Genomic DNA, 24926 nt, shown 5'->3' on the forward strand with positions numbered 1-24926 from the left:
CTCAGCTCGGGGCTGAGCTCCAGGTCACGCCTCCGGCGCCGGGTCCGTCACGTCCGCGACCGTCGCGCCCAGCACGCGCACCAGCTCGGCGCCCTCGAGCGTCGCCGAGACGCCGTGCGCGCCGGCGCCGATCGACACGAGCCCGTGCACGCGCGCGTCGGCGATCACCGGCCAGGGGTGCAACGAGCCGAACGGCGTGATGGTGCCGCGCTCGTACCCGGTGACGTCCCGCGCGGTGGCGGCGTCCGGCATCGACAGCCGGTTCACGCCCAGCAGCTCGCGCAGGCGGGGCCAGGCGATGGTGCGGTCGCCGGGGACCAGGACGAACAGGTAGTCGTCGTCACCACGGCGCACCACGATCGTCTTGACCACCTGCGACGGGTCGATGCCCCTGGCCGCGGCCGCCTCCGCGAGCGAGGAGACCCGACCGTGCCGCGCGACCACGTGCGGGATGCCGGACGCCTGCAACGCCTCGACCGCCCGCCGCTCGCCCTCTGTCGTCTCCACGGCCCCACGTTACGCGCGGGCGGTGCGTGGGTGCCGCCTGGGAGAATGGCCCGTCGTGAGCGGTCCCGACGAGCACGAGCGCGGTGCGGAGCGTCCGCGCCGACGCGGCGCCGGGCGTCCGGACCGGCACGCGGGCCGGGACGGGCACCGCCACGGCGACGGGGACGGCGCGCCGGGGAACAGTCCCGACCAGCGCGGCGCCCGCCGCCGCGAGCGCGTCGCGCACCTGCGCGCGCAGGTGGAGCTGCCGCCCGTCACGTACCCGGAGGAGCTGCCGGTCAGCGCCAGGCGGGCGGAGATCGCGGCGACCATCGCGGCCCACCAGGTGGTGGTGGTCGCGGGGGAGACGGGCAGCGGCAAGACGACGCAGCTGCCCAAGATCCTGCTCGAGCTCGGCCGGGGTCGGGCGGGGCAGATCGGTCACACGCAGCCGCGGCGGATCGCCGCCAGGACCGTCGCCGAGCGGGTGGCCGACGAGCTCGGCGTGCCCCTCGGCGGCGTCGTCGGCTACCAGGTGCGGTTCACCGACGAGTCGAGCGACCACACGCTCGTCAAGGTGATGACCGACGGCATCCTGCTGGCGCAGATCCAGCGCGACCCGCAGCTGCTCGCCTACGACACGATCGTGGTCGACGAGGCCCACGAGCGGTCGCTGAACATCGATTTCATCCTCGGGTACCTCACCCGGCTGCTGCCGCAGCGGCCGGACCTCAAGCTCGTCATCACCTCGGCGACCATCGACTCGGAGCGGTTCGCGTCGCACTTCGCCGCCGCGGACGGCACGCCCGCGCCCATCGTGGAGGTCACCGGCCGGACGTACCCGGTGGACGTGCGGTACCGCCCGCTGTCGCCGGACCGGGCGGCGGAGGAGTCCGCGCTCGGGGCGGGCGGCGAGGACGACGACGAGGGGGCGGACGACCACACCGCGCCTGGCCGGTCGAGGCGTGCCGGTGCCGCGGCCGCGCCGGGCAGACGCGGTGCCGGCCGGGGCAAGGGCTCGCCGGCGGCTGCCGCGAGGCGTCCGCGTGCCGAGGCGAAGGACCTGGTCACGGGCATCGTCGAGGCGGTCGACGAGCTGATGGCCGCCGGACCGGGCGACGTGCTCGTCTTCCTCTCCGGCGAGCGCGAGATCCGGGACGCCGAGGACGGGCTGCGCGGTGCGCTCGGCCCGCGGGTGACCGACCCGCAGCACCCGCAGGCCGTCGAGCTGCTGCCGCTGTACGCCCGGCTGTCCGCCGCGGAGCAGCGGCGCGTGTTCGAGCCGCACGGCAAGCGGCGCGTGATCCTGGCGACCAACGTCGCCGAGACGTCGCTGACGGTGCCGGGCGTCCGGTACGTCGTCGACCCGGGGACAGCCCGCATCTCGCGGTACTCGCAGGCGACCAAGGTGCAGCGGCTGCCCATCGAGCCGATCTCGCAGGCGTCCGCCAACCAGCGCTCCGGCCGGTCCGGCCGCGTGGCCCCCGGCATCGCGATCCGGCTGTACTCGGCCGACGACCTGGCGTCCCGCCCGGAGTACACCGAGCCGGAGATCCTGCGCACGTCGCTGGCGTCGGTGATCCTGCAGATGATCGCCGTCGGTGTGGTCCGCACCCCCGACGAGGTCGCGCAGTTCCCGTTCGTCGACCCGCCGGACGTGCGCGCGGTGCGCGACGGCGTCGCCCTGCTGACCGAGCTCGGTGCGCTGTCCACCGGACCGGGCGGCACCCGCCTGACCGGCACCGGCCGGGCGCTGGCCCAGCTGCCGATCGACCCCCGCCTGGCGCGGATGATCGTCGAGGCCGGCAAGCGGGACGTGGCCCGCGAGGTCGTCGTCATCGCGGCGGCCCTGTCCATCCAGGACCCCCGCGAGCGCCCGGCCGACCAGCGCGAGGTGGCCGACGCCCTGCACCGGCGCTTCGTCGACCCGTCGTCGGACCTGCTGACCTACCTGAACCTGTGGCAGTGGCTGCGCGAGCAGCGGCACGCGCTGAGCGGCTCCGCGTTCCGGCGGCTGGTGCGCTCGGAGCACCTCAACTACCTGCGCGTCCGCGAGTGGCAGGACGTGGTGACGCAGCTGCGCGACATGGTGAAGGGGCTGGGGATCGACGCCCGCGGCGGTCCCCGACCGGTCGGCGACGGCGCACCGGCCGGCGCGAAGGACGGCGCGGGCGACGGCAGTGGCGGGCGCGGACGCGGCGCCGTGGTGCGGGATGGTGGCCGACGGCTGCCACCCGGTGCCGTGGTCGCGGAGCAGCCGCCGACGGCCCAGCCGGCGAGCGAGGCCGCCGTCGTCGGGGCCCCTGAGGGTCTCACCGAACGCACCACCTGGGCCTGGGACGGCGATCGGATCCACCTCGCCGTGCTGGCCGGTCTGCTGTCGCAGATCGGCATGCAGGAGGCCACCGAGGTCACCCCCGCCGCGCGCTCGGGCCGCAACGCGCCGCCGCAGGGCCGCGGTCGCCCCCGCCCGCGCAACGAGTACCTGGGTGCCCGCAACGCGCGGTTCGCCATCTTCCCCGGCTCGGGCCTGGCCCGCCGACCCCCTGCGTGGGTGATGGCCGCCGAGCTCGTGGAGACGTCCCGCCTGTGGGCGCGCGACGTCGCCCGCATCCGTCCGGAGTGGGCCGAGGAGCTGGCCGGCCACCTCGTCCGGCGCAGCTACTCCGAACCGGCGTGGAGCACGCGGCAGGGCGCCGCGACGGTGACCGAGAAGGTGACGCTCTACGGCGTGCCGATCATCACCGACCGGCGCATCCTGCTCGGCTCGGTGGACCGCGCGCAGGCACGGGAGCTGTTCATCCGGCACGCGCTGGTGCAGGGCGAGTGGACCACCCACCACACGTTCTTCCACGAGAACCGCCGCCTCCTGGCCGAGGCGCAGGCGCTCGAGGCCCGCGCCCGCCGCCGCGACCTGGTGGTGGACGACGACGTGCTGTTCGACTTCTACGACGAGCGGGTGCCGGACGACGTGGTCTCGGCCCGGCACTTCGACACCTGGTGGAAGGGCGCCCGGCGGTCCCAGCCGGAGCTGCTGGCGTTCACCCGCAACCTGCTGGTGGCGCCTGGTGCGCAGCAGATCGACGAGTCGGCGTTCCCCTCGCGGTGGCCGCAGGGGGACGTCAGCATGCCGCTGACCTACCAGTTCGAGCCCGGCACCGAGGCCGACGGCGTGACGGTGCACATCCCCCTGGTCACGCTCGCGCGGCTGCGTCCGGAGGGGTTCGACTGGATGGTCCCGGGGGTGCGCGCCGAGCTGGTCACCGCCACCATCCGTGCGCTGCCGAAGCCGGTGCGGGTGCAGCTGGTGCCGGCGCCGGACGTGGCGCGGGCTGTGGACGCGTGGATGGACGAGCACCTCGCGTCCTGGGAGGACACCGTGCGGGCCGGCGACGCGGCGCCGTCGTTCCACGAGGCGTTCGCACAGGCGGTCCGGGCCATGCGTGACGTGGAGGTGCCGCCCGACGCGTTCGACGACGAGAGGCTGCCGCCGCACCTGCGGATGACGTTCCGCGTGGTCGACGCCGGTGGGGGCGTGCTCGACGAGGGCAAGGACCTGGTGGCCCTGCAGCGGCGGCTGGCCGGGGACGCGCAGGACGCGGTGTCCTCCGCTGTTCGGACGGCCGTGGCTGCCGCGCTCGCCGAGGCGCGCGCCGGTACGGAGCGGCCGGACCGCGGCGGGCGGGGACGCGGTCGTGCGGGCGACGCCCGTGCGGGCCGGTCCACCGCGGGGCCGATCCCGGCCGTCGACGGCTCCGCCTCCGGGACCGCACCCGGCGGCGCCCGCATCGCCACGACCGCCGGCGCCTCGACGTCCGGCCCCGGCCGGCCGGGCTCGTCCACCGACGGCCTGGCGACGCCGCTGCCGGGCGGCGACCTGGAGCGCAGCGGCCTGCGCACGTGGCCCGACCTGCCGGACCGCGCCGGTGAACCCGCCGGCACGCTGCCGGATCAGGTGAGCACCACCGCCGTGGGTGGCGTCGTGGTGCGGGCGTACCCCTCCCTCGTCGAGCTGGCGGCGACGGGCGTCACGGCACCGTCGGTCGGGGTGCGGCTGCTCGCCGACGCGGGCGCCGTCCCGGGCGAGTACCGCCGCGGCCTGCGCCGCCTGCTGTTGGTCGACGTCGGGCTGGCGGCCGCCCGGGTCTCGTCCCGCTGGACCGGCGCGCAGGCGCTCGCGCTCGCGGCCTCCCCGTACCCGGACACGGCTGCCCTGGTCACGGACGTGCAGCTGGCCGCGATCGACCGGCTGATCACGCGGCACCTCGCTGCCACGGCCGCCGGCGCCGCACCGGAGGCGGCCGTGCGCGACGCCGCCGCGTACACGGCGCTGCGCACCGCCGTCCGCGACCGTCTGGAGGACGAGGTGCACCGCCTGGTCGCCGACCTCGTCGCCGTCCTCACCGCCTGGCGCGAGGTGCAGGCCGCGGTCCGCGCCTCGTCGTCCCTCGCCCTGCTCGGCACCGCCCGTGACGTCCGCGACCAGACGGACGCCCTGGTGCACGACCGTTTCGTCACGGCGGTCGGCGCCGACCGCCTGCCCCAGCTGACGCGGTACCTGCGCGCCGCCGCGTACCGGCTGACCAAGGCGGCCGAGAACCCGCAGCGCGACGAGTCGCTGGCCGCCCAGGTGCGGGAGGTGCAGGGCCTGTACCGGGACACCGTCGCCCGCGCCGCCGGCCGAGCGCCGGACGCGGCCCGGACGGCAGCCCTGGACGAGGTCCGCTGGATGCTCGAAGAGCTGCGCGTCAGCCTGTTCGCCCAGCAGCTGGGCACCCCGGTCCCGGTGTCCACCACCCGCATCCGCAAGGCGCTCGCCGCCATCACCTGACCGACGAGAGCTCGGCCGCCCAGCCGCCCACGGCCCCGTCGCCACCCGTGCGGCCCGGGCCGGACCGGCCGCCATGCCCCGGCGTCGGTGGTCACCGGCAGACTCACGGGCATGGCTTCCACGGACGGTTCCGGCCGGTGCTTCGGTGACGGCGACCCCCTGCTCGCGCAGTACCACGACGAGGAGTGGGGCGTGCCGGTGCACGGCGAGCACGCGCTGTTCGAGCGCTTCGCGCTGGAGGGGTTCCAGTCCGGCCTGTCCTGGATCACCGTCCTGCGGAAGCGGCCGGCGTTCCGGGCGGCGTTCGCGGACTTCGACGCCGAGGTGGTGGCGGGCTTCGGGGCCGACGACGTCGCGCGGCTGATGGCCGACGCCGGCATCGTGCGCAACCGCGCGAAGATCGAGGCCACCATCGCCAACGCCCATGCGCTGCGCGCCCTGCACCAGCACGGCCGCACGCTGGACGAGGTGCTGTGGTCGCACGCCCCGGAACCCACGGCCGAGAGCCGACGCCGGCCGCTGACCTGGGCGGACGTGCCCGCCACGAGCCCGGAGTCCACCGCCCTGGCCAAGGAGCTGAAGCGGCTCGGCTTCCGGTTCGTCGGACCCACCACGGCGTACGCGAGCATGCAGGCGTGCGGGGTGGTGGACGACCACCTCGCCGGCTGCCCGGTGGCCGTCGCGCGGGATGCCGGGGACCCCGTCGACGTGGCGCCCGTGGGTGGTGACGCCCACCCCTGAGAGGTGCCCGTCACCGTTCGTCCGACGCGACGGGCAGCTCCCCGAAATCGGACACGTCGGGGCTAGCATCTGCGGCCGTGGCACTGGGGGACAACGAGGGCAGCGAGGCCCTGTACGCACCGATGCTCCGTCCGGCACCCGTCGACGCGGCACTTCTCATCGCGGTGCACCGCGGGCTGGAAGCGGTCCCGGTCCGGTCCCTGCACGCCGAGCAGAGTGCCGACGGTTCGGCAGGGGCGGTCCGGTCCGAGGGCAGCGGCACCGCCGTCCCGTGCGCCACGAGCGGCATCCCGGTGGCGCCGCACCCGTCACGTCAGCACAGCGGGCTGGCGCATCGTCTGCGCCCCTGAGGCCGTCTCACCCTGCACGCTGCCGCGTCTCATCAAACGGGCAATGGTGACCGCACTGCGAGACGCCAGGTATCGTCCTGCACACCATCCAGAGCGGCCGAGAGACCTGGCTCGTCGACGCCGCAGCAACCCCCCTTCCTTGCCGGGAGGGTGTGGGTGCTTCAGCCGGGACCGATGGAGTGACCATGAGCGTTGCCGACGCCCGGACCGCCACGAGCGGTCCCGTCGTTGCGCCTGTGGACCGGCCGACCGTCTCGTTCGAGCTGTTCCCGCCGCGCAACCCCGATGCCGCCCCGAAGCTGTGGGACACCATCCGCCGCCTCGAAGCGGTCCGGCCGGACTTCGTCTCCGTCACCTACGGCGCGTCCGGCCGCACCCGCACCACCAGCCGGGCCCTCGTCCGACGGATGCTGCACGAGACCACGCTGACCCCGATCGCCCACCTGACCTGCGTCGGCGCGTCCCGCGAGGAGATCTCCACCATCGTGCGGGAGTTCCTCGACGAGGGCGTCCGCTCGTTCCTGGCACTGCGCGGCGACCCGCCCGAGGGCGAGGCGCAGTGGCAGGCGCACCCGCACGGGCTGACCACCGCCAGCCAGCTGGTGGAGCTGCTGCGGGAGATCGAGCACGAGCGCTGCGAGCAGAGCCCGGCACAGGCCGTGCGCGCGCGGGTCAAGCCGCTGTCGATCGCCGTGGCGGCGTTCCCCCGCGGCAACCGGCTGACCGGCAGCTCCCGTGAGCAGGACATCCAGGCGCTGCTGGCCAAGCAGCGCGCCGGTGCCGACTTCGCCATCACCCAGGTGTTCTACGACGCCGACTCCTACCTCGAGCTGGTCGGCGAGGCCCGCCGGGCGGGCGTCGTCATCCCCATCGTCCCCGGGCTGATCCCCGCCACCGACCCCGCCCGCCTGGTCCGCACGGAGCAGGTGACCGGCGTGCCGGTGCCGCGCGACCTGCTCGCCCTGCTCGACGAGGCCGACGACGAGGCCGAGCGCCGCCGCCGCGGCCTGCGCTTCGGCATCGAGCTGATCGACCGGGTGCTCGAGGGCGGGGCCCCCGGCATCCACCTCTACACGTTCAACAAGCACGAAGCCGCACTCGACCTGCTGGAAGGGGCCGGCCTGGTCGGCCGCCCCACCGCCACCACCACCGCGAGGACAGACGCATGACGCAGCGCACCGCCTTCCCGACCGGCACGATCCTCGGCTACCCGCGGATCGGTCCCCGCCGCGAGCTGAAGAAGGCCCTGGAGTCCTTCTGGGCCGGCCGGTCCACCGCCGCCGAGCTGGAGCAGGTGGCCGCCGACCTGCGCAAGCGCACCCGCACCCGTCTTGCGGAGCTGGGGCTGCGCACCGACGTGCCGGCCATCCCGTCCGCCTTCTCGTTCTACGACCACGTGCTCGACGCCGCCGTGGTGCTCGGTGCGGTGCCGGCGCGGTTCGCCGACCTGCGCGACGCCGAGGGTCGCCTCGACCTGGCCGGCTACTCGACGGTGGCCCGCGGCCGCGGTGACGACCTGCCGCTCGAGATGACCAAGTGGTTCGACTCGAACTACCACTACCTGGTCCCGGAGATCGGCCCGGACACCGACTTCCGGCTGTCCGGCGACCGCCCTGTGCAGGAGTTCGCCGAGGCGCTGGCCGACGGCGTGCTGACCCGTCCGGTACTGGTGGGCCCGGTGACGTTCCTCGCGCTGGCGAAGGCCGCCGAGGGCGCCGCCGAGGGCTTCGCGCCGATCGACCGCCTGGTCGACGTGCTGCCGGTGTACGTCGAGCTGCTCGCCGCACTGCGCGCCGCCGGCGCCACCTGGGTGCAGCTCGACGAGCCCGCGCTGGTGTCCGAGTCGACCGGCGTGCCGACCGAGCGGCTGCTCGCGGCCGCTGAGGAGGCGTACCGGGTGCTCGGCGACGCCACCGACCGCCCGGCGATCCTGGTCGCGGCGCCGTACGGCGACCTCGGTGCCGCGCTGCCGGTGCTGGCCCGCACGGCCGTCGAGGGCCTCGCGCTGGACCTGGTCCGCGGCGGCCTGCCGACGGGCTCGGTGCCGGGGCTGGAGACCAAGACCCTGGTCGGCGGCGTGATCGACGGGCACAACATCTGGCGTGCGGACCTCGACGGCGCCCTGTCGACGCTCGAGCAGCTGGAGACGCTGTGCGCCGCGGCGGTCGCCGTCGGCACCTCCACCTCGCTGTTCCACACCCCGCACGACGTGGCCGACGAGCCGAACCTCGACCCGTCGCTCGCGTCGTGGCTGGCCTTCGCCGACCAGAAGGTCGTCGAGGTCGTCACCCTGGCCGAGGGCCTGACGGAGGGCCGTGAGGCGATCCACGACGCGCTCCGTGCTGCCGCGGACGCCCGGGCGGCCCGCGCGGCGGCGGCAGGCGTGGTGCGTCCGGAGGTCCGCGAGCGCGTCGCCGCGCTGACCGCCGAGCAGTTCCACCGCGGCTCGTTCGACGAGCGCCGGGCGGCCCAGGAGGCCCGGCTGCAGCTGCCGGCCCTGCCGACCACCACGATCGGCTCGTTCCCGCAGACCCCGGAGATCCGCGCGGCCCGCGCGGCGTTCGGTGCCGGCAAGCTCACCGCGGCGGAGTACGAGGACGAGATGCGCGCCGAGATCGGCCGCGTCGTCGACCTGCAGGAGCAGCTCGGCCTCGACGTGCTGGTGCACGGCGAGCCGGAGCGCAACGACATGGTGCAGTACTTCGCCGAGCACCTCGACGGGTTCGCGGTGACGAGCAACGGCTGGGTGCAGTCCTACGGCTCGCGGTGCACGCGCCCGTCGATCCTGTGGGGCGACGTGTCCCGCCCGGCGCCGATCACGGTGCCGTGGACGACGTACACGCAGTCGCTGACCGAGAAGCCGGTCAAGGGCATGCTCACCGGTCCGGTGACGATCCTCGCGTGGTCGTTCGTCCGGGACGACCAGCCGCTGGCGGACACCGCCAACCAGGTGGCGCTGGCGCTGCGCGACGAGATCGCGGACCTCGAGGCGGCCGGCATCGCGATCGTCCAGGTGGACGAGCCCGCCCTGCGCGAGCTGCTGCCGCTGCGCGAGAAGGACCACGCCGCCTACCTCGACTGGTCGGTCGCGTCCTTCCGCCTGGCCACCTCCGGCGTCCGTCCCGACACGCAGATCCACACCCACCTCTGCTACTCGGAGTTCGGGCAGATCTTCGGCGCGATCGACGGGCTCGACGCGGACGTGACCAGCATCGAGGCGGCCCGCTCGAAGATGGAGATCCTCGGCGACATCGCCGCCGCGGGCTACCCGCGGGGCATCGGACCGGGCGTGTACGACATCCACTCCCCGCGCGTGCCCAGCGAGGCGGAGGTCACCGAGCTGCTCTCCGAGGCGGTGCAGGCCATCGACCCGGCCCAGCTGTGGGTCAACCCCGACTGCGGCCTGAAGACCCGCCGCTACGAGGAGGTCAACCCCTCGCTCGAGCACATCATCGCGGCCACGCGCACCGTGCGCGCGGCGCTCTGAGACCGGCGGTGACGGTGGGCGGCGACTGTCCGGACGGCACGACGGCGCCTGCGGGCGACCCGAACGGCTCCGTGGCGGGCTCGGGTGCAGCGGTGGGCACGGCAGGCGCCGTCGCGGGCTACGGCGCGCCCCGGCGCGACCGCGGGCGGCTCCGGTCGGCGGGCGACGGTAGCGGCGCCGATACGACGCCGGCCGGCGGCCCGTTCGACGTGCCCATCGACCTGCTGCGCGCGCGCACCAGCGAGAAGTGGCAGGCGTACGGCCCGGACGTGCTGCCGATGTTCGTCGCGGAGATGGACGTGGTGCCACCGACGGCGGTCGCGGACGCCGTCGACCACGCCGTCCGCTCCGGTGACACGGGCTACGAGCACGGGCGGGTCTACGCCGAGGCGTTCGCCGGTTTCGCCGCCGAGCGGTTCGGCTGGGCGGTGGACCCGTCGTCCACCCGCACCGTGGCCGACGTGATGCGCGGTGTCGTCGAGGTGGTGCGGCTGTTCACCGCCCCCGGCGACGCCGTGGTGATCACACCGCCGGTCTATGCCCCGTTCCGCACCCACCTCGAGCACGCCGACCGACGCGTGCTCGCGGCGCCGCTGACGCCCGAGGGCCGTCTGGACCCGGCCACGCTCGACCGGGCGCTCGGCGAAGCTCGTCGGGAAGACCGCCCGGCCGTGCTGCTGCTCTGCCAGCCGCACAACCCCACGGGCGTGCTGCACTCGTTCGACGAGCTGCGCGCGGCCGGCGACCTCGCCCGGTCGCACGGGGTGCGCGTGGTGGCCGACGAGATCCACGCGGCGATCCTGCCGACCCGTGCGGACGGCACCCGACCGGCGTTCGTCCCGACGGTGACCGCGATCCCCGACGCCATCGCGCTGCACTCGGCGTCGAAGGCGTTCAACCTCGCGGGGTTCAAGGCGGCGCTGGCGGTTCCCGGTGCCGATGCGGTCGACGACCTGGCCCGCCTCGGCACGCCGGCCGTGCACGGCATCAGCCACGTCGCCTCGATCGCCCACCGGGCGGCCTTCCGTGACGGCGGCGCGTGGCTGGACGAGGTGCTCGGCGCGCTCGGCACCAACGCCCGGCTGCTCGGCTCGCTGCTCGCGGAGCGGCTGCCCGCCGTCCGCTGGACACCGGGCGACGGCACCTATCTCGCCTGGCTCGACCTGCGGGACGCCGGCCTCCCGGAGGGTGCGGACCCGGCCGCCTTCCTGCTCGAGCACGCGCGGGTGGCCACCGTGCCCGGGCCCGAGTTCGGCACCGAGGGCACCGGCTTCGTCCGGTTCAACCTCGCCACGTCGCCCGCCCTCCTCACCGAGGCGGTCGACCGCATCGCCGCCGTGCTGCCCCGGCGTGGCTGAGCCACCGGTGTGCGGCTGAGCAGAGCCGCCGCACCGGGCATGACGACGCCCCGGACCCGATCGGGTTCCGGGGCGTCGTCGTGACAGCGGCTCGCTGCTGGTCAGGGCGTCACGAACCCTGCTGCGACGCCTCCGCGGTGATCGTCGTCGGCTCGGCTGCGCCGTGCTGCACCTCGATGCGCCGCGGCTTGGCCTCCTCGGACACCGGGATGGTCAGCGTGAGCACGCCGTCCGTGTAGGTGGCGCTGATCCTGTCCAGCGCCAGGCCACGGCCGACCGTCAGCTGGCGGGCGTAGGTGCCGACCGGACGCTCCTTGGCCAGCCACTGCACGTCCTGCTCGGTGTGGGCCGAGCGCTGCGCGCGGATGGTCAGGGTGCGGTCGTCGACGTTCACGTCGATGCTGCCCGGGTCGGCGCCCGGCAGGTCGACGTGGAGCACGTAGTGGTCACCGCTGCGGTACAGGTCCATCGGCATGCTGGCGGAAGCACGCTCCGACGCGAACATCTGACCGAGCAGACGGTCCATCTCCTGGAAGGGGTCGTACCGCGTAGCCATGTGCGCTCACCTCCCGTGGCGGGGTTCGCGGACCTCCCGCGGACCCGGTGCAACCGGCGACCTCCGCGGCCGTCGATCGGCTACACCCACAGGATTAGCACTCGGCACGGGAGAGTGCCAGTGCCGTTCGCGGTCCGCGAACTGCTCCGGTCCGCGAGCTGCTCCGGGCTCAGCGGTCCAGCGGCTCGCACACCACGACGGGGATGTGCCGCGTGGTGCGCTGCGCGTAGCGGGCGTAGCCCGGGTTGTTGCGCACGACGAGGTCCCACAGCCGCTCGCGCTCCGCACCCTCAGCCGTCCGGGCGGTCATCGGCGTGACCGTCGCCCCGCGCTGCACGCTGACCTGCGGGTTCGCCACCAGGTTGAGGTACCAGGACGGGTGCGCGTCGCCCCCGTTGTTCGAGGCGACCAGCACCAGCCGTTCACCGTCGGGGGTGCCGGCCAGCGGGGTCGTGCGGGCCTTGCCGGTGCTGCGACCGGTGGTGGTGAGCAGCACCTGCTCGATGCGGCCGAACCGCCCCAGCAGCCGCCCTCCCGTCGCCCGGTACACGGCCCGGTGCAGGGCGACGAACATCAGCTGCGTGCGGCTCAGTCCCATGAGGTGACCCTAAGCGCGTCGACCGGGAGAGCCCCCGTCCGATGCGTCACTGCAGCACGACGGCGCCGGCACCCGGTCGCACCCCGACCGTCACGGGGTCGCCGATGCGCAGGCCGTCCGCACCGGTCCCGAGCACGTCGGCCGTCACCAGCCCTTCGGTCGGGTGCTCGACGACCGCGCGGGTGAACGCGCCGAGGAACGACAGCGCGACGAGCCGGGCCACCGGAGCCGCGCCGGCCGGTGCCGGCGCCAGCTGCAGCTGCTCCGGGCGCACCACGGCACGCGGCGCGGGCAGCACGTCCACGTCGTGGGCGACCGCGGTGGCCTGCGTCCCTGCGTCGTTCGAGCTGCTCGACGCCGCCACAGCGCCCGCCCCGACGCCCGTCCCCGAGACCGCGGTCCGGCCGGCGCCGTCCGCCACCTCGACCGGCGCGCCGAGCACCGTCCACGACCCGTCCGCGGCCTGCTGCGCCCGCAGCCGGTTCACGGTCCCGACGAATCCCGCGACGAACGCCGACGCCGGCCGGCTGTACAGCGCCCGCGGCGGGTCGATCTGCTCGAGCAGGCCGTCACGCATCACGGCCACCCGGTCGGCCACCGCCATCGCCTCGTGCTGGTCGTGCGTGACCAGCACCGTGGTGACGCCGACCTCGAGCTGCAGCCGCCGGATCTCGTCCCGCAGGTGCTCGCGCACCTGCGCGTCCAGGGCGGACAGCGGCTCGTCCAGCAGCAGCAGCCGCGGCTCGGTGGCGATCGCCCTGGCCAGCGCCACGCGCTGCCGCTGACCGCCGGACATCTGGTGCGGGTACTTGTCGGCGTGCTTCTCCAGGCGGGTCACCGCGAGCAGCCGGTCCACCGTGGCAGCCGTCTCGGCGGCGCCCTTGCGGCGGATCTTCAGCCCGAACGCGATGTTCTGCCGGCCCGTCAGGTTGGGGAACAGGCTGTAGTCCTGGAACACCATGCCGAACCGGCGGTGCCGGGGGGAGACGCGCGTGACGTCCTCGCCGTCCACCAGGATCCGGCCGGCGTCCGGCTGCTCGAAGCCGGCCAGCAGACGCAGCGCGGTCGTCTTGCCGCAGCCCGACGGGCCCAGCAGGCACACCAGCTCGCCGGACTCGACCCGCAGGTGCAGGTCGTCCAGCGCCACGGTGGTGCCGAAGGTCTTGCGGACACCGATCATCTCGATGGTGGCCATGGGGTTCTCCTCTGGTGCGGGACGTCGGGTGGTGCACGCGGTGGCGGCCGGCCGGGCACCAGCCGGAGGGTGTGTGGTCAGAAGCCGGTGGTGCTCACGCCCAGCCCGCGGCGCCGGAGCAGGTGCACGACGGCCCCCAGGGCGAGCGCCGTCAGCACCATCACGGCGAGCGCGAGCGCCATGCCGGCCTGCGGGGCGTCGCGCTGGTAGTCGACCAGGTAGGTCGGCAGGGTCGTCTTGAGCAGCAGCGACGCGAACGCGAACTCCCCGAGCACCAGCGCGGCGGTCAGCCCGCCCGCCGCCACCAGGGAGGCGCTGAGGTTGGGCATCAGCACCCGGAACAGGACAGTCGGCAGCCCGGCACCGAGGCTGCGCGCAGCCTCGACCAGCGTCCGGGCGTTGACGGCCCGCAGCCCGGAGTCGATCGCCCGGTAGGTGAACGGCATCGCCCACACCGCGTAGAACGGCACCAGGGCGAGCGGGCTCGTCAGGAAGCCCGGCGCCACCGTGCGGAACGTCGCCGCCACGCCCACCACCAGGGCGATGGGCGGGACCACCCACGGCAGCAGCGTCACCGTGGCGAGGACGGTCCGCAGCCGGGGCGCCCGGACCTCCGCGACGACGGCGAGCGGCAGCAGCAGCGCGAGGTCCAGCACCAGCGTCAGCACCGCGAGCAGTGCGCTGGTCCGGGTCGCCTGCCACAGCGCCGGCTCGTGCAGCGCCCTGAGCAGGGAGGCTGCCGACCAGCGCGAGAGCAGCGTGTGCTGGTCGAGCAGCACCACCGGCACGTTCTGGAAGGCGAACCGCGCCATCGCCAGCTGCGGCACCACGAAGTACAGGCCGAGCACGACGAGGAACGTCCAGCGCACCGCCTCGAGCCCCGGCCGACGCCGACGAGCGGCGCCGGGCCGACGTCCCGCGCCCGCACCCGTAGGCCGGCGCGAATCGGCCGGCTGCTCCGCCCCACCGGTCACGTCGTGCGCGACGCCGGAGGTCGCCACGGCGCTCATGCGCGCGACCAGCGGGCGGCCCGGCGCCGCAGCAGGTGCATCAGCACCAGCCCGGCGGCCATCAGCGCCACGGTCCACGTCACCAGCGCGTACCCCAGGTCCTGCTCGCCGGTGATCACGTTGCCCTGCAGCACGAACCGGATCGCCAGCGGCACCAGCTGCCCGCTCGAGTTGAGCACGTACGCCGTGGCGTAGGCGCTGAACGCGTTGATGAACAGCAGCAGCATCCCGCCGAGCACGGAGGGCGCCAGCACCGGCCCGCCCACGGCCCACCAGTAGCGCACCGGACCGGCCCCCATCAGCTCCGCGGCCTCGCGCCAGGTGGTGCGCAGCCCCGAGACGGCCGGCGCGACGACGAGGAACATCAGCGGGATCTCGAAGTACAGGTAGACGAAGGTCATCCCGGGCAGGGTCGACAGCGAGAACCCCGCACCGGCCAGGTCGACGCCGAGCGCCGCGAGCCCCTTGGTCAGCACCCCCTGCGTACCGACCAGCGCGACGAACGCGAACGCCAGCGGAACGCCGCCGAGCTGGGAGGCGACCGAGCTCCAGGCGTCGATCGTCGGACGCAGCCACGCCGGCCGCTGCAGCCCGCGCAGCGCGAACGCCAGCGCCAGCCCCAGCACCCCGCCGATCACCGCCGATGCGCCCGCCAGCGTCAGTGAGTTGGTGAACGCCGACCGGTACGGCCCGGACACCGCCCTGACCAGGGCGCCGATCCCCAGGCTGCCGCCCGGCGTGACGGAGTGGACCACCACCGCACCCACCGGCCACAGCAGGAACACGCCGACGAACACCAGGAACGGCACCAGCGCCACGGTGGCCCCGTCGGCCCGCCACCCCCGTCGAACCGCCGTCGACCGGCGCGCCGGGGAGGCGACCGCCCCGACGCCGGCGCTGGTGCTGACGTCGGGGACGGTCACCGGGGTGACCCCCGTGAGCGGGAGCTCGGTCACTTGTCCGCGACCATCGGTCCCCACTGCGCGGCGAGGACGGCCTTGGCGGCGTCCAGCTGCTTCTGCGTCGGGAACGCGATCTTGGCGATGGTGGCCGGGTCCGGCAGGTTGGCGGCCGTCGCCTGGTCCACCAGGCCGGCCTTCACCAGGGAGGCGTACCGGGCCGGGATCGCGCCGCCCTTGAGGTAGCCGAGCGCGCCGTCGTTGCCCACCAGGTGCTCGAGGAACAGCTCGGCGGCGCACGGGTGCGCCGACTGCGTCACGACGGACTGCGCGTAGTACCCGCCGTACACGCCGTCCTGCGGCACGGTGACCTGCAGGTCGAAGCCAGCCTGCTGCATCAGCGGCTTCAGGGCCGGGAAGTTGTAGGTCCAGTCGAGGGCGATCGGCACCTCGCCGGACAGCAGGTTCGCCTTGTTCACCTTGGTCAGCGTGAGGTTGCCGGACTTCTTCAGGTCGGAGAAGTACTGGATGCCGGGCTTGATGTCGTCGAAGCTGCCGCCGTTCGCCAGCGACGCCGCCATCACCGCGGCGAACGCCGCCCCCGCCTCGCGCGGGTCGCCGTTCAGCCCGATCTGGCCCTTGTACTGCGGGTCCTTCAGGTCGGCGAACGTCTTGGGGGCGTTCTTGACCAGCTTGGTGTTCACGCCGATCGACATCACGCCGTAGTACGCGGCGACCCAGTGGCCGTCGGCGTCCTTGAGGTTCGCCGGGATCTCGTCCCACACCGTCGGCTTGTACGTCTGCGCGTAGCCGTCGTCGATCATCTGCTGCGTGAAGGACGCGCCGACGTCCACCAGCTCGGGCTGGCTCGCCTGACCGCGGAGGGTCTTGATCGCGGTGATCTCGTCCGCGGACGACGCGTCGGGGTTGGCGACGGTGGCGTTGATCCCGTACGTCTTGCGGAACGAGTCCAGGATCCCACCGTAGTTGGCCCACGTGTCCGGCAGCGCGATGAGGTTCACCGCGCCCTCCTTCTTCGCTGCGGCGGCGATCTGCGGCACGGTGGTCCCGCAGCTGGTCGCGGCGGCCGTCCCCGAGGCGCTGGTGGCGCCCGACGAGGCGGTGCTCGACGTGCCGGCGGCCGCGGAGCTGCACGCGGACAGCGCGAGGGCCGCAACGGCCAGAGGAGCGAGCAGGGTCAGCTTGCGCATCGATGTCCCTCGGTAGGAAGTGAGGCCGACGCGATGTCGGCGCGTCACGGTGTCTACCGACGCAAGTCGACGTGCCAGGTGCTGACGGATGAACGGGACGTGGCGCCGCGGCGAAGTTCTGGACCGAGGTCCAGGTGGCGGCCCTCGGCGCGACGCTAGAGCGCTGCGGCCAGCGGGCCACCGCCGGCGAGAGCGTCGAGCAGCGCCGTCACGATGCGGACGTCGGCATCGAGCCACGGCACGTCGAGCCACTGCCCGGCGGGCAGCCAGCGCAGCTCGTCGTGCTCCACGAGAGGCTCCGGGATGCCCGACGAGACCTCGGCCAGCCACAGCCGCATCTCGTACCGCTCGGACAGCCGCCACGCGCCGCGCTCGGGGCCGACGATCTCCCGGCCCAGCAGCACGCGGACGCCGAGCTCCTCACGGATCTCGCGGTGCAGCGCCTCTTCCGGGGACTCCCCGGCGTCGACCTTGCCGCCGGGGAACTCCCAGCGGCCGGCAAGGCTGGCCGGGGTGGCGCGCCGACCGGCGAGGAGCAGCTGCGGGTCGTCGAGGTCGTCCACCAGTGCGGCGGCGACGACGAGGCTCGGTGCCATGGTCGCCAGTCTGCCAGTCGCACCGGCAGGGACATGACGGCCGACCGGTCAGCGGTGACCGGTCGGCCGGCGGATGTCGGGTGCTGCGGTACTGCTCAGCGGATGTGCTGCGGTGCTGCTCAGCGGATGCCCTGGGCGACGGCCCAGGCCACTGCCTCGGAGCGGGTCGAGACGCCGATCTTGCGATAGACGCTGCGGACCTGCGACTTCACCGTGTTACGGGTGACGAAGAGCCGGGTTGCGATCTCCTCGAGCGTGACGTCTTCGGCAAGCTCTGCGAGGACAACGCGCTCCCGGCGCGTGAGTGACTCGACCGGTGCGGTCGTCGTGCCGGCCGAGCCGGCCGTCTCCAACATGCTCATGGTGCCCTCCGGTTGCCTACGGACCCCGGCCCCTCCGGGTCCCGCTGTGCTGCTGCGTACCGGATGAGAGGAGGTCCGTGGCTCCCCATGACGCCACTTTCCGACTCTCGTCTTGCACAGGCCCCCCCGTGCCGCCGAACGCTTGCGCCCAGAATGACGCGCGCCATCCGGTCGAGATACACCGCTAGGCAATAGCACCCACGATTCACCCGAACGGGTCAAGGGACGAATGGCCCCTGGTTATCGATTCGAGATCCCGTGGCAGCAAATCGTTACGCGAATGAGACAAATCGCCCCTGTCGCGTGCGGTCAGTGTGCCAGACGAGGGGGCCGGGAGCCGCTCGAGCACCCCTCAGAGACTCGTCAGAGACCCCTTGAGGGGCCGTCCGCCGGGTGTCGAGCGGGTGAAAACTGGACGATCGCCCAGGATCGGGGCCTCCGGCGACGGGGTCAGGCCGGGTTGGGTCGGACCGGGTCGGGTGAGGCCGGGTTGGGTCGGACCGGGTCGGGTGAGGCCGGGTTGGGTGAGGCCGGGTCGGGTCAGACCGGGTCGGGTCAGACCGAGTTGCGTCAGGCCGGGTCGGGTCAGACCGGGTCGGGTCAGGCCGGGTTGAGCCCGGCGTACTCCTCGGCCGACAGCAGGGTGCCGGTCTCCGTCACGTCCACGCGCAGCAGCCAGCCGGCGCCGTACGGGTCGGAGTTCACCACGGACGGGTCGTCGACTGCGGCCTGGTTGACCTCCACGACGGTGCCGCTGACCGGAGAGAACAGCTCGGACACCGACTTGGTCGACTCCACCTCGCCGATCACGGCGCCGGCGGTGACCTCGTCACCGACCGTCGGCAGCTCCAGGTAGACGATGTCGCCCAGCGCATCGGCCGCCACCGACGTGATGCCCACCGTGGCGGGGGAGCCGGAGTCGAGCCACTCGTGCTCGACGGTGTACTGCAGGTGGACGGGGGGCTCGACGGCGGTCATGACGGTTCTCCTGACGGGTCGTGGTGCTGGCGGTGGTGGTGCTGGCGGTGGTGGTGCTGGCGGTCGGTGGTGCCGACGCTAACGGTGCGGCCGGGCGACGGCGGTGGTCCCGCGGGTCAGCGGGGGCGGCGGTAGAACGGCAGCGCGACGACGCGCACCGGCTCCGGGCGGCCCCGGACGTCGACGTCGAGCTGCGTGCCCTCGGCCGCCACCGACGGGTGCACGTACGCCATGGCGATCGGGTGGCCGAGCGTCGGCGACGGCGCACCGGACGTGACGGTGCCGACCACCTGGTCGGGACCGGCGAGCACCGGGTACCCGTGCCGGGCGGCCCGTCGACCGAGCCCCTGCAGGCCCACCAGCACGCGCGTCGGCTCGGCGGCCGCGCGGGCCTCGAGCGCCTCGCGCCCGACGAACGGTACGGGTAGCCCGTCGGCACCGGTCTTCCCGAGGGCGACCACGCGGCCCAGGCCGGCGTCGTGCGGCGTGGTGGTGCGGTCCAGCTCGTTGCCGTACAGCGGCATGCCGGCCTCGAGGCGAAGGCTGTCCCGTGCCGACAGGCCGGCCGGCACCAGGCCGAGCGGGGCGCCGACCTCGAGCAGCCGCCGCCACAGCACCGGCGCGTCGTCGGCCGCCACGTAGAACTCGAAACCGTCCTCGCCGGTGTACCCGGTGCGGGCCAGCAGGGCCGGCCGGCCGGCGAACGTGAACGGCAGGCAGGCGTAGTACTTGAGCGCCGTGACCTCGTCGTCTGCCAGCTCGATCCCGGCCGCGAGCACGATCTCCAGCGCCCGCGGGCCCTGGACGGCGACCAGCGCGGTCGCCGCGGACTGGTCGTCCACCACGACGTCCAGCCCTGCCGCGCGCTCCTGCAGCGCCGCCAGCACCGGGTCGTGGTTCGAGGCGTTGGCCACCACCAGGTAGCGCTCGGGCGCCAGGTGGTAGACGACCAGGTCGTCGATCACGCCGCCGTCCGGTGCGCAGATCATCGTGTACTTGGCGCCCAGCAGCCGGATCGCGGAGGCGTGACCGACCAGCGCCCCGTCGAGGAACGCCCCGGCGTCCGGACCGGTGACGACGATCTCCGCCATGTGCGACAGGTCGAACAGGCCTGCGGCCGTGCGGACGGCGGTGTGCTCCGCGAGGTCGGAGGTGTAGCGCAGCGGCATCTGCCAGCCGGCGAACGACGTGAGCGTGGCGCCGAGGGCGACGTGCTCGTCGTGCAGGGGGGAGCGACGGTCCTGCGTGATGGTGGCGTCGGTCATGGTGATCAGTCCTCGAAGGCCTCGACGGGCGGGCAGGAGCAGACGAGCTGACGGTCGCCGCGGGCGCCGTCGATGCGGCGGACGGGCGGCCAGTACTTGCCGTGCCGCAGGGCCGGGACGCCGTAGGCGGCGGTCTCGCGGGAGTACGGGTGGGTCCACTCGTCGGCCACCAGGGACGACGCGGTGTGCGGTGCGTTGCGCAACGGCGAGTCCTCCAGCGGCCACGTGCCGGCGGCGACCTGGTCGATCTCGCGGCGGATCGCGACGAGCGCGTCGACGAACCGGTCGAGCTCGCCCAGGTCCTCGCTCTCGGTCGGCTCGACCATCAGCGTGCCGGCCACCGGGAACGACAGCGTCGGCGCGTGGAAGCCGTAGTCCATCAGCCGCTTGGCGACGTCCTCCGCGGTGACGCCGGTCTCCTTGGTGATCGGGCGCAGGTCGAGGATGCACTCGTGCGCGACCAGCCCGGCGGGGCCCGTGTAGAGCACCGGGAAGTGCTCGGTCAGACGGCTGGCCAGGTAGTTCGCGGCGAGCACCGCGGTGCGGGTCGCGTGGGTGAGGCCGTCGGGACCCATCAGGGCGACGTAGGCCCAGGCGATCGGCAGGATGCCGGCCGAGCCCCAGTTGGAGCCGGCGACCGGGGCGGCGGAGTGCTGCCCGTGCGAACCGGTCTCCGTGGTGGTGCCGTCGGCGCCCGCACCGTCGTTCGTCGTGCCCGGCGAGCCGTGCCGGCCGGGCGTCGGGTCGCCCGGCAGGAACGGGGCCAGGTGCGCCGCGACGCCGATCGGGCCGACGCCGGGGCCACCACCGCCGTGCGGGATGCAGAACGTCTTGTGCAGGTTGAGGTGCGACACGTCGCCGCCCAGCTCGCGCGGCCGGGCCAGCCCGACGAGGGCGTTGAGGTTGGCGCCGTCGATGTACACCTGGCCACCGGCCTGGTGCACCAGCTCGGTCACCTCGCGCACCCGCTCCTCGTACACGCCGTGCGTCGAGGGGTAGGTGAGCATGATCGCCGCGACCTGCCGGCCGTGCTCCGACAGCTTGGCGCGCAGGTCGTCCAGGTCGATGGAGCCGTCGGGCGCGGTGCCGACGACCACCACGCGCAGGCCGGCGAGGGCCGCCGACGCCGCGTTGGTGCCGTGGGCGCTCGCCGGGATCAGGCACACCGTGCGCTGGTCGTCACCGCGGGAGCGGTGGTAGCCGGCGATCGCCAGGAGGCCGGCCAGCTCACCCTGCGACCCGGCGTTGGGCTGCACGGACACCGCGTCGTACCCGGTGATGTCCGCCAGCCAGCCCTCGAGGTCGGAGACGAGCTGGGCGTACCCGGCCTGCTGGTCGGCGGGCGCGTACGGGTGGATGTCGGCGAAACCGGGCCAGCTGATCGGCTCCATCTCGACCGTCGCATTGAGCTTCATCGTGCAGGAGCCGAGCGGGATCATCGTGCGGTCCAGCGCCAGGTCCTTGTCGGACAGCCGGCGCAGGTAGCGCAGCATCGCCGTCTCGGAGCGATTCACGTGAAACACCGGGTGGGCGAGGTAGCCGGTGGTGCGGAGCAGGGCGGCGTTGGCCGGGACCGCAGGGGGCGCGGTGGGGGTCACGACGGCGAAGCGGTCGTCCGTACCTGCGTCCAGCGTGGTGGCACCGGCCTCTGCGAAGGCGGTCAGCACCGCGACCAGGTCGGCCGGGATGGTGGTCTCGTCGCAGGAGGCCTGCACGTGGTCGTCGTCGGGCGCCCAGATGTTCACGCCCAGCTCGGCGGCGTGCTCGACGATCTCGCGTGCGCGGGAGCCGGGCACCTCCGCGCGGACCGTGTCGAAGATGTCGTCGTGCTCGACGGTGACGCCCGCCTCGCGCAGGGCGTCGGCGAGCCCGACTGCCAGGCCGTGCACCCGCTCACCGATCGCGCGCAGCCCCTCGGGGCCGTGGTAGACGGCGTACATCGCGGCGACGATCGCCAGCAGCGCCTGCGCCGTGCAGATGTTGCTGGTGGCCTTCTCGCGGCGGATGTGCTGCTCACGTGTCTGCAGCGCCAGCCGGTAGGCAGGCGCCCCGTCGGCATCGACGCTGACCCCGACGAGACGCCCGGGCAGGGTGCGCTCCAGGCCGGCGCGCACCGCCATGAACGCGGCGTGCGGACCACCGCCGAACAGCGGCACGCCGAACCGCTGCGCGGAGCCGACGGCGACGTCGGCGCCGACCTCGCCGGGCGCCGTCAGCAGGGTCAGCGCCAGCAGGTCCGCCGCGACCGTCACCAGGGCGCCGCGCGCCTTGGCCGCCTCGACCACCGGCGCCAGCTCGATCACCCGTCCGGAGGCGCCGACCTGCTGCACCACCACGCCGATCAGGTCACCCTCGACCTCCGGCAGCCCGTGCCGCAGGTCCGCCACCACCAGCGGCAGCCCGATCGCCGCCGCCCGACCGCGGGTCACCGCCAGCGACTGCCCGAACAGGTCGGCGTCCAGCACCACCGTGCCGGGCTTGTTCCGCTGCGCCCGCCACATCAGCGCGACGGCCTCGGCCACCGCCGTCGCCTCGTCGAGCATCGAGGCGTTGGCCACCGGCAGCGCCGTCAGGTCCTCCACCACCTGCTGGAACGTCAGCAGCGCCTCGAGGCGGCCCTGGCTGATCTCCGCCTGGTAGGGGGTGTAGCTGGTGTACCAGGCGGGGGACTCGAGCACGTTTCGCCTGATCACCGCAGGGGTGTGGGTGCCGTAGTAGCCCTGGCCGATCATCGGGCGGAGCACCTGGTTGCGGTCGGCCAGCTCGTGCAGCGCGGCGAGCACCTGCTCCTCCGAGCGGGCGGCCGGGAGGGCCAGCGGGCGGTCGGTGCGGATCGCCGCGGGGACGGCGGCGTCGGTCAGCGCGTCGAGGTCCGCGTAGCCGACGGCGCGGAGCATCACGTCGAGCTCGGTGCCGCGCGGGCCGACGTGCCGATCGACGAACGCCGCGGTCGTCGGCGCTGAGCTGTGCTGGTCGGGCTGGGTCACGCCGGGGCCTCCTGGGATCGCCCGGCGGCAGCGCCACCGGGACGGGTGTGGGGCCTCCCCGCTCTGTCATCGCGCGCGGAAGCACGCGACCTGAGAGTTTTGCCGGTCCGCCATCCCCTCGCGGGGCCGGGGCGCGCCGACTTGCACCGTCGGTGGGCCGTCACCCGCAGGCGGGGTGGGCCGCTTTCCAGAGTTGCCTCGCCACGGCGGTACGGGTGCCTGAGAGATTCCCGGGGAGGGTTGCTCCTACGGCGCCCCGCACGGGCGGGGACTCTCCCGCCGTGGTTCGAGCAGCGTGTTCAGTTGTCGCGGTCAGCGTACGCGACGGGTGGCGTCAGACCGCAGGCGCGCGCAGGACGAGGCCCTCCGACGTGCCCCCCTCGGCGCGCCCCGCGGCCACCACCGCCTCGACGGCGGCCAGCGCGCCCTCGATCAGCATCGGCTCGCCGTGCTGCGGGTCGCCGAACCACCGGACCGCGGCACCGGGGTCCGGACGGAACGACGAGCCGACCGGCAGGTTGAGCACCGCCGCGGCCCGCACCTTCGGGTCGCTGGCGGCCCGCACCAGCACGCCGCGGACCATCGGCAGCCGCGTGACGGCGCGGGTGAGGATGCGCTGGCGTCGGACGCCGGCGAAGAACGTCACCACCACCAGCCCGACGTCGCCGTGCACGTCACCGGTGGCCAGCGACTCGAAGTTGACGCCGCGGGTGGCGAACACCCCGGCGAGTGCCGCGATGGTGCCGGTGCGGTGGTCGGCGCGGACGTAGGCGACCCAGCGCTCGTCGTCCGGGTCCAGGCCGTCGGGTCCGGTGTGGCCGGTCGACAGGTGCGGCTCGCGCGCCGGACGCGCCGGGTGCGCGGCGTGGTGATGCACGCCGTGCGGGTGCTGGGGGCCGTGCCCGTGAGCGTCGGCGTCGCTCATGCCGGCGTTGCTCATGCGGGCACAGCCGTGTCCGACCAGGGCGCGAGCGTCGCGGCGATGCTGCGCGCGACGTCGGCCAGGCGCCGGTCCTCGTCGGGCGCCAGCTCGTCGAGCAGCACACGGGACCAGCCCTCCTGGCCCAGCACCACCGGCACCCCCAGCACGCCGTGCACCGGCGCGCCGCCGACGCTGATCTCCCCGTCCAGCGCCACCTGTCCGGCCACCACGATGTCGCGGCCGTCCAGGATCGTGTCGAGCAGGTCGATGGTGGCGTTCGCCGTGCCGGTGGCGGTCTTGGCGCCGCTCTGGTGGGTCATCCACGGCCGGGCCACCACGCGCAGGTCCGGTGGCCACGTGTCGATCAGGCGGAACGCCTCCGCGGTGTCCAGGGCGGCGAGCTGGGCCTTGGCCGCGGCGATCTCGTCGCCGAACGCGTCGAGCGTGCGCGGACCCCGCACGGCGGCGACGGCCCGCTCGCGCTCCGGCACGTCGCGGCCGCTGATCCGCACGGTCGACCACAGCGGCACCACGCCGTCCCCGTGCTCGCCGGCGACGAACCCGCCCACCCGGTGCCGGCGCACCCCGAGGGACACCGCCACCTCCCGGCGGAACCGCAGGGTGTCCAGCCACGCGCCCATGCCGATCACCCGGTGCCGGCCCAGGCGGTTGGCCATCACGGCGACGCCCAGCTCCACCGGGTTGGAGACGACCACCACCACCTCCGAGCCCGAGCCGTGGGCGGCGAGCGCCTCGGCGTAGGCGGCGAACACGGCGTGGTTGTCGGCGGCCAGCTCTGCGCGGGTGAGCGGCATGCCGTCGGTGGCGGGCGGTGAGGTGCGGCCGGCGGCGACGACGACGACGTCCGCCACCACGTCGTTCGGGTCGAGGGCGACGTCGATGATCGGCGCGTGCTCGTCGTACGCGTCGATCAGGTCGGCACGCAGGCCGTGCGCCGCACGCTCGGACGCGCCGCCCGCCCGGCCCACCAGCTGCAGCCGGGAGGACGTGGGGAGCAGCGCGCGCTCGACGAGCTGGGTGCACACCTGCCGCCCGACGTCGCCTGTCGCACCGAGCACCGCCACGTCCATGCG

The 24926-nt window shown here is 74.2% G+C and carries 20 protein-coding genes and 2 riboswitches; of the genes, 6 read left to right on the top strand and 14 right to left on the bottom strand.

All coding sequences use genetic code 11. The features are described from left to right. Nucleotides 1-24: 24 nt before the first annotated feature. Nucleotides 25-507: an aminoacyl-tRNA deacylase gene (locus tag QMF98_RS16210; RefSeq protein WP_337973943.1), complete on the bottom strand. Its 483-nt coding sequence runs from the start codon at nucleotides 505-507 to the stop codon at nucleotides 25-27. Here QMF98_RS16210 and QMF98_RS16215 point away from each other — a divergent pair. The 6 genes from QMF98_RS16215 to QMF98_RS16240 all read left to right on the top strand — a co-directional run bounded on the left by QMF98_RS16215 (nucleotide 452) and on the right by QMF98_RS16240 (nucleotide 11253). Beyond that, nucleotides 452-5317: a DUF3418 domain-containing protein gene (locus QMF98_RS16215; protein WP_490715628.1), complete on the top strand. Its 4866-nt coding sequence runs from the start codon at nucleotides 452-454 to the stop codon at nucleotides 5315-5317. The two genes, QMF98_RS16210 and QMF98_RS16215, sit on opposite strands and share 56 nt — an antisense overlap. Nucleotides 5318-5428: 111 nt before the next feature. Further along, nucleotides 5429-6058 (top strand): DNA-3-methyladenine glycosylase I, encoded by a 630-nt coding sequence (locus QMF98_RS16220; RefSeq protein ID WP_337973944.1) that lies wholly within the window; start codon nucleotides 5429-5431, stop codon nucleotides 6056-6058. Between the two features lie 77 nt (nucleotides 6059-6135). Beyond that, nucleotides 6136-6408 carry a hypothetical protein gene (locus tag QMF98_RS16225; protein ID WP_337973945.1) on the top strand — a complete coding sequence of 91 codons (273 nt, stop codon included), beginning with the start codon at nucleotides 6136-6138 and terminating at the stop codon, nucleotides 6406-6408. A gap of 81 nt (nucleotides 6409-6489) precedes the next feature. After that, a riboswitch (SAM riboswitch) is annotated at nucleotides 6490-6589 on the top strand. A gap of 4 nt (nucleotides 6590-6593) precedes the next feature. After that, nucleotides 6594-7577 (top strand): methylenetetrahydrofolate reductase, encoded by a 984-nt coding sequence (locus QMF98_RS16230; RefSeq protein ID WP_337973946.1) that lies wholly within the window; start codon nucleotides 6594-6596, stop codon nucleotides 7575-7577. Then, nucleotides 7574-9895, top strand: a complete 2322-nt coding sequence (metE, locus tag QMF98_RS16235) for a 5-methyltetrahydropteroyltriglutamate--homocysteine S-methyltransferase (RefSeq protein WP_337973947.1) — start codon at nucleotides 7574-7576, stop codon at nucleotides 9893-9895. The genes QMF98_RS16230 and metE overlap by 4 nt, the downstream gene beginning before the upstream one ends. A 92-nt stretch (nucleotides 9896-9987) precedes the next feature. Continuing rightward, nucleotides 9988-11253, top strand: a complete 1266-nt coding sequence (locus QMF98_RS16240; RefSeq protein ID WP_337973948.1) for a MalY/PatB family protein — start codon at nucleotides 9988-9990, stop codon at nucleotides 11251-11253. 109 nt (nucleotides 11254-11362) lie between these two features. Here QMF98_RS16240 and QMF98_RS16245 read toward each other — a convergent pair whose 3' ends face one another. The 13 genes from QMF98_RS16245 to QMF98_RS16305 all read right to left on the bottom strand — a co-directional run bounded on the left by QMF98_RS16245 (nucleotide 11363) and on the right by QMF98_RS16305 (nucleotide 24923). Beyond that, on the bottom strand, nucleotides 11363-11809 hold the full coding sequence (locus QMF98_RS16245) for an Hsp20/alpha crystallin family protein (RefSeq protein WP_337973949.1): 447 nt from the start codon (nucleotides 11807-11809) through the stop codon (nucleotides 11363-11365). 169 nt (nucleotides 11810-11978) lie between these two features. Next, nucleotides 11979-12407, bottom strand: a complete 429-nt coding sequence (locus tag QMF98_RS16250) for a nitroreductase family deazaflavin-dependent oxidoreductase (RefSeq protein ID WP_337973950.1) — start codon at nucleotides 12405-12407, stop codon at nucleotides 11979-11981. A 46-nt stretch (nucleotides 12408-12453) separates the two neighbouring features. Continuing rightward, nucleotides 12454-13602 carry an ABC transporter ATP-binding protein gene (locus tag QMF98_RS16255; protein ID WP_337973951.1) on the bottom strand — a complete coding sequence of 383 codons (1149 nt, stop codon included), beginning with the start codon at nucleotides 13600-13602 and terminating at the stop codon, nucleotides 12454-12456. A gap of 77 nt (nucleotides 13603-13679) precedes the next feature. Then, the gene (locus QMF98_RS16260) at nucleotides 13680-14612 is read right to left on the bottom strand and encodes an ABC transporter permease (RefSeq protein WP_337973952.1); all 933 of its coding nucleotides are present in this window, start codon (nucleotides 14610-14612) and stop codon (nucleotides 13680-13682) included. Next, nucleotides 14609-15568 carry an ABC transporter permease gene (locus tag QMF98_RS16265; RefSeq protein WP_337973953.1) on the bottom strand — a complete coding sequence of 320 codons (960 nt, stop codon included), beginning with the start codon at nucleotides 15566-15568 and terminating at the stop codon, nucleotides 14609-14611. Before QMF98_RS16265 ends, QMF98_RS16260 begins: the two co-directional genes overlap by 4 nt. Then, the gene (locus QMF98_RS16270; RefSeq protein WP_337973954.1) at nucleotides 15565-16722 is read right to left on the bottom strand and encodes an ABC transporter substrate-binding protein; all 1158 of its coding nucleotides are present in this window, start codon (nucleotides 16720-16722) and stop codon (nucleotides 15565-15567) included. The genes QMF98_RS16265 and QMF98_RS16270 overlap by 4 nt, the downstream gene beginning before the upstream one ends. A gap of 155 nt (nucleotides 16723-16877) precedes the next feature. Further along, nucleotides 16878-17318, bottom strand: a complete 441-nt coding sequence (locus QMF98_RS16275; RefSeq protein ID WP_291759965.1) for a (deoxy)nucleoside triphosphate pyrophosphohydrolase — start codon at nucleotides 17316-17318, stop codon at nucleotides 16878-16880. A 119-nt stretch (nucleotides 17319-17437) separates the two neighbouring features. Beyond that, nucleotides 17438-17680 (bottom strand): helix-turn-helix domain-containing protein, encoded by a 243-nt coding sequence (locus QMF98_RS16280; protein ID WP_337973955.1) that lies wholly within the window; start codon nucleotides 17678-17680, stop codon nucleotides 17438-17440. A gap of 600 nt (nucleotides 17681-18280) precedes the next feature. Then, entirely contained in the window at nucleotides 18281-18658 is a 378-nt protein-coding gene (gcvH, locus tag QMF98_RS16285; protein WP_337973956.1) for a glycine cleavage system protein GcvH, read from the bottom strand. Nucleotides 18659-18774: 116 nt separating this feature from the next. After that, on the bottom strand, nucleotides 18775-19923 hold the full coding sequence (gene gcvT / locus QMF98_RS16290; RefSeq protein WP_337973957.1) for a glycine cleavage system aminomethyltransferase GcvT: 1149 nt from the start codon (nucleotides 19921-19923) through the stop codon (nucleotides 18775-18777). 5 nt (nucleotides 19924-19928) lie between these two features. Continuing rightward, nucleotides 19929-22910, bottom strand: coding sequence for an aminomethyl-transferring glycine dehydrogenase (gene gcvP / locus QMF98_RS16295; RefSeq protein ID WP_337973958.1), 2982 nt, complete (start codon nucleotides 22908-22910; stop codon nucleotides 19929-19931). A gap of 197 nt (nucleotides 22911-23107) precedes the next feature. Continuing rightward, nucleotides 23108-23199: riboswitch (glycine riboswitch) on the bottom strand. Between the two features lie 45 nt (nucleotides 23200-23244). After that, nucleotides 23245-23835: an ACT domain-containing protein gene (locus QMF98_RS16300; protein WP_337973959.1), complete on the bottom strand. Its 591-nt coding sequence runs from the start codon at nucleotides 23833-23835 to the stop codon at nucleotides 23245-23247. Nucleotides 23836-23846: 11 nt separating this feature from the next. After that, nucleotides 23847-24923 carry a lactate/malate family dehydrogenase gene (locus tag QMF98_RS16305; protein ID WP_337973960.1) on the bottom strand — a complete coding sequence of 359 codons (1077 nt, stop codon included), beginning with the start codon at nucleotides 24921-24923 and terminating at the stop codon, nucleotides 23847-23849. Between the last annotated feature and the right edge of the window lie 3 nt (nucleotides 24924-24926).

The organism is Cellulomonas sp. NTE-D12 (genome assembly GCF_027923705.1).
Lineage (GTDB): Bacteria > Actinomycetota > Actinomycetes > Actinomycetales > Cellulomonadaceae > Cellulomonas.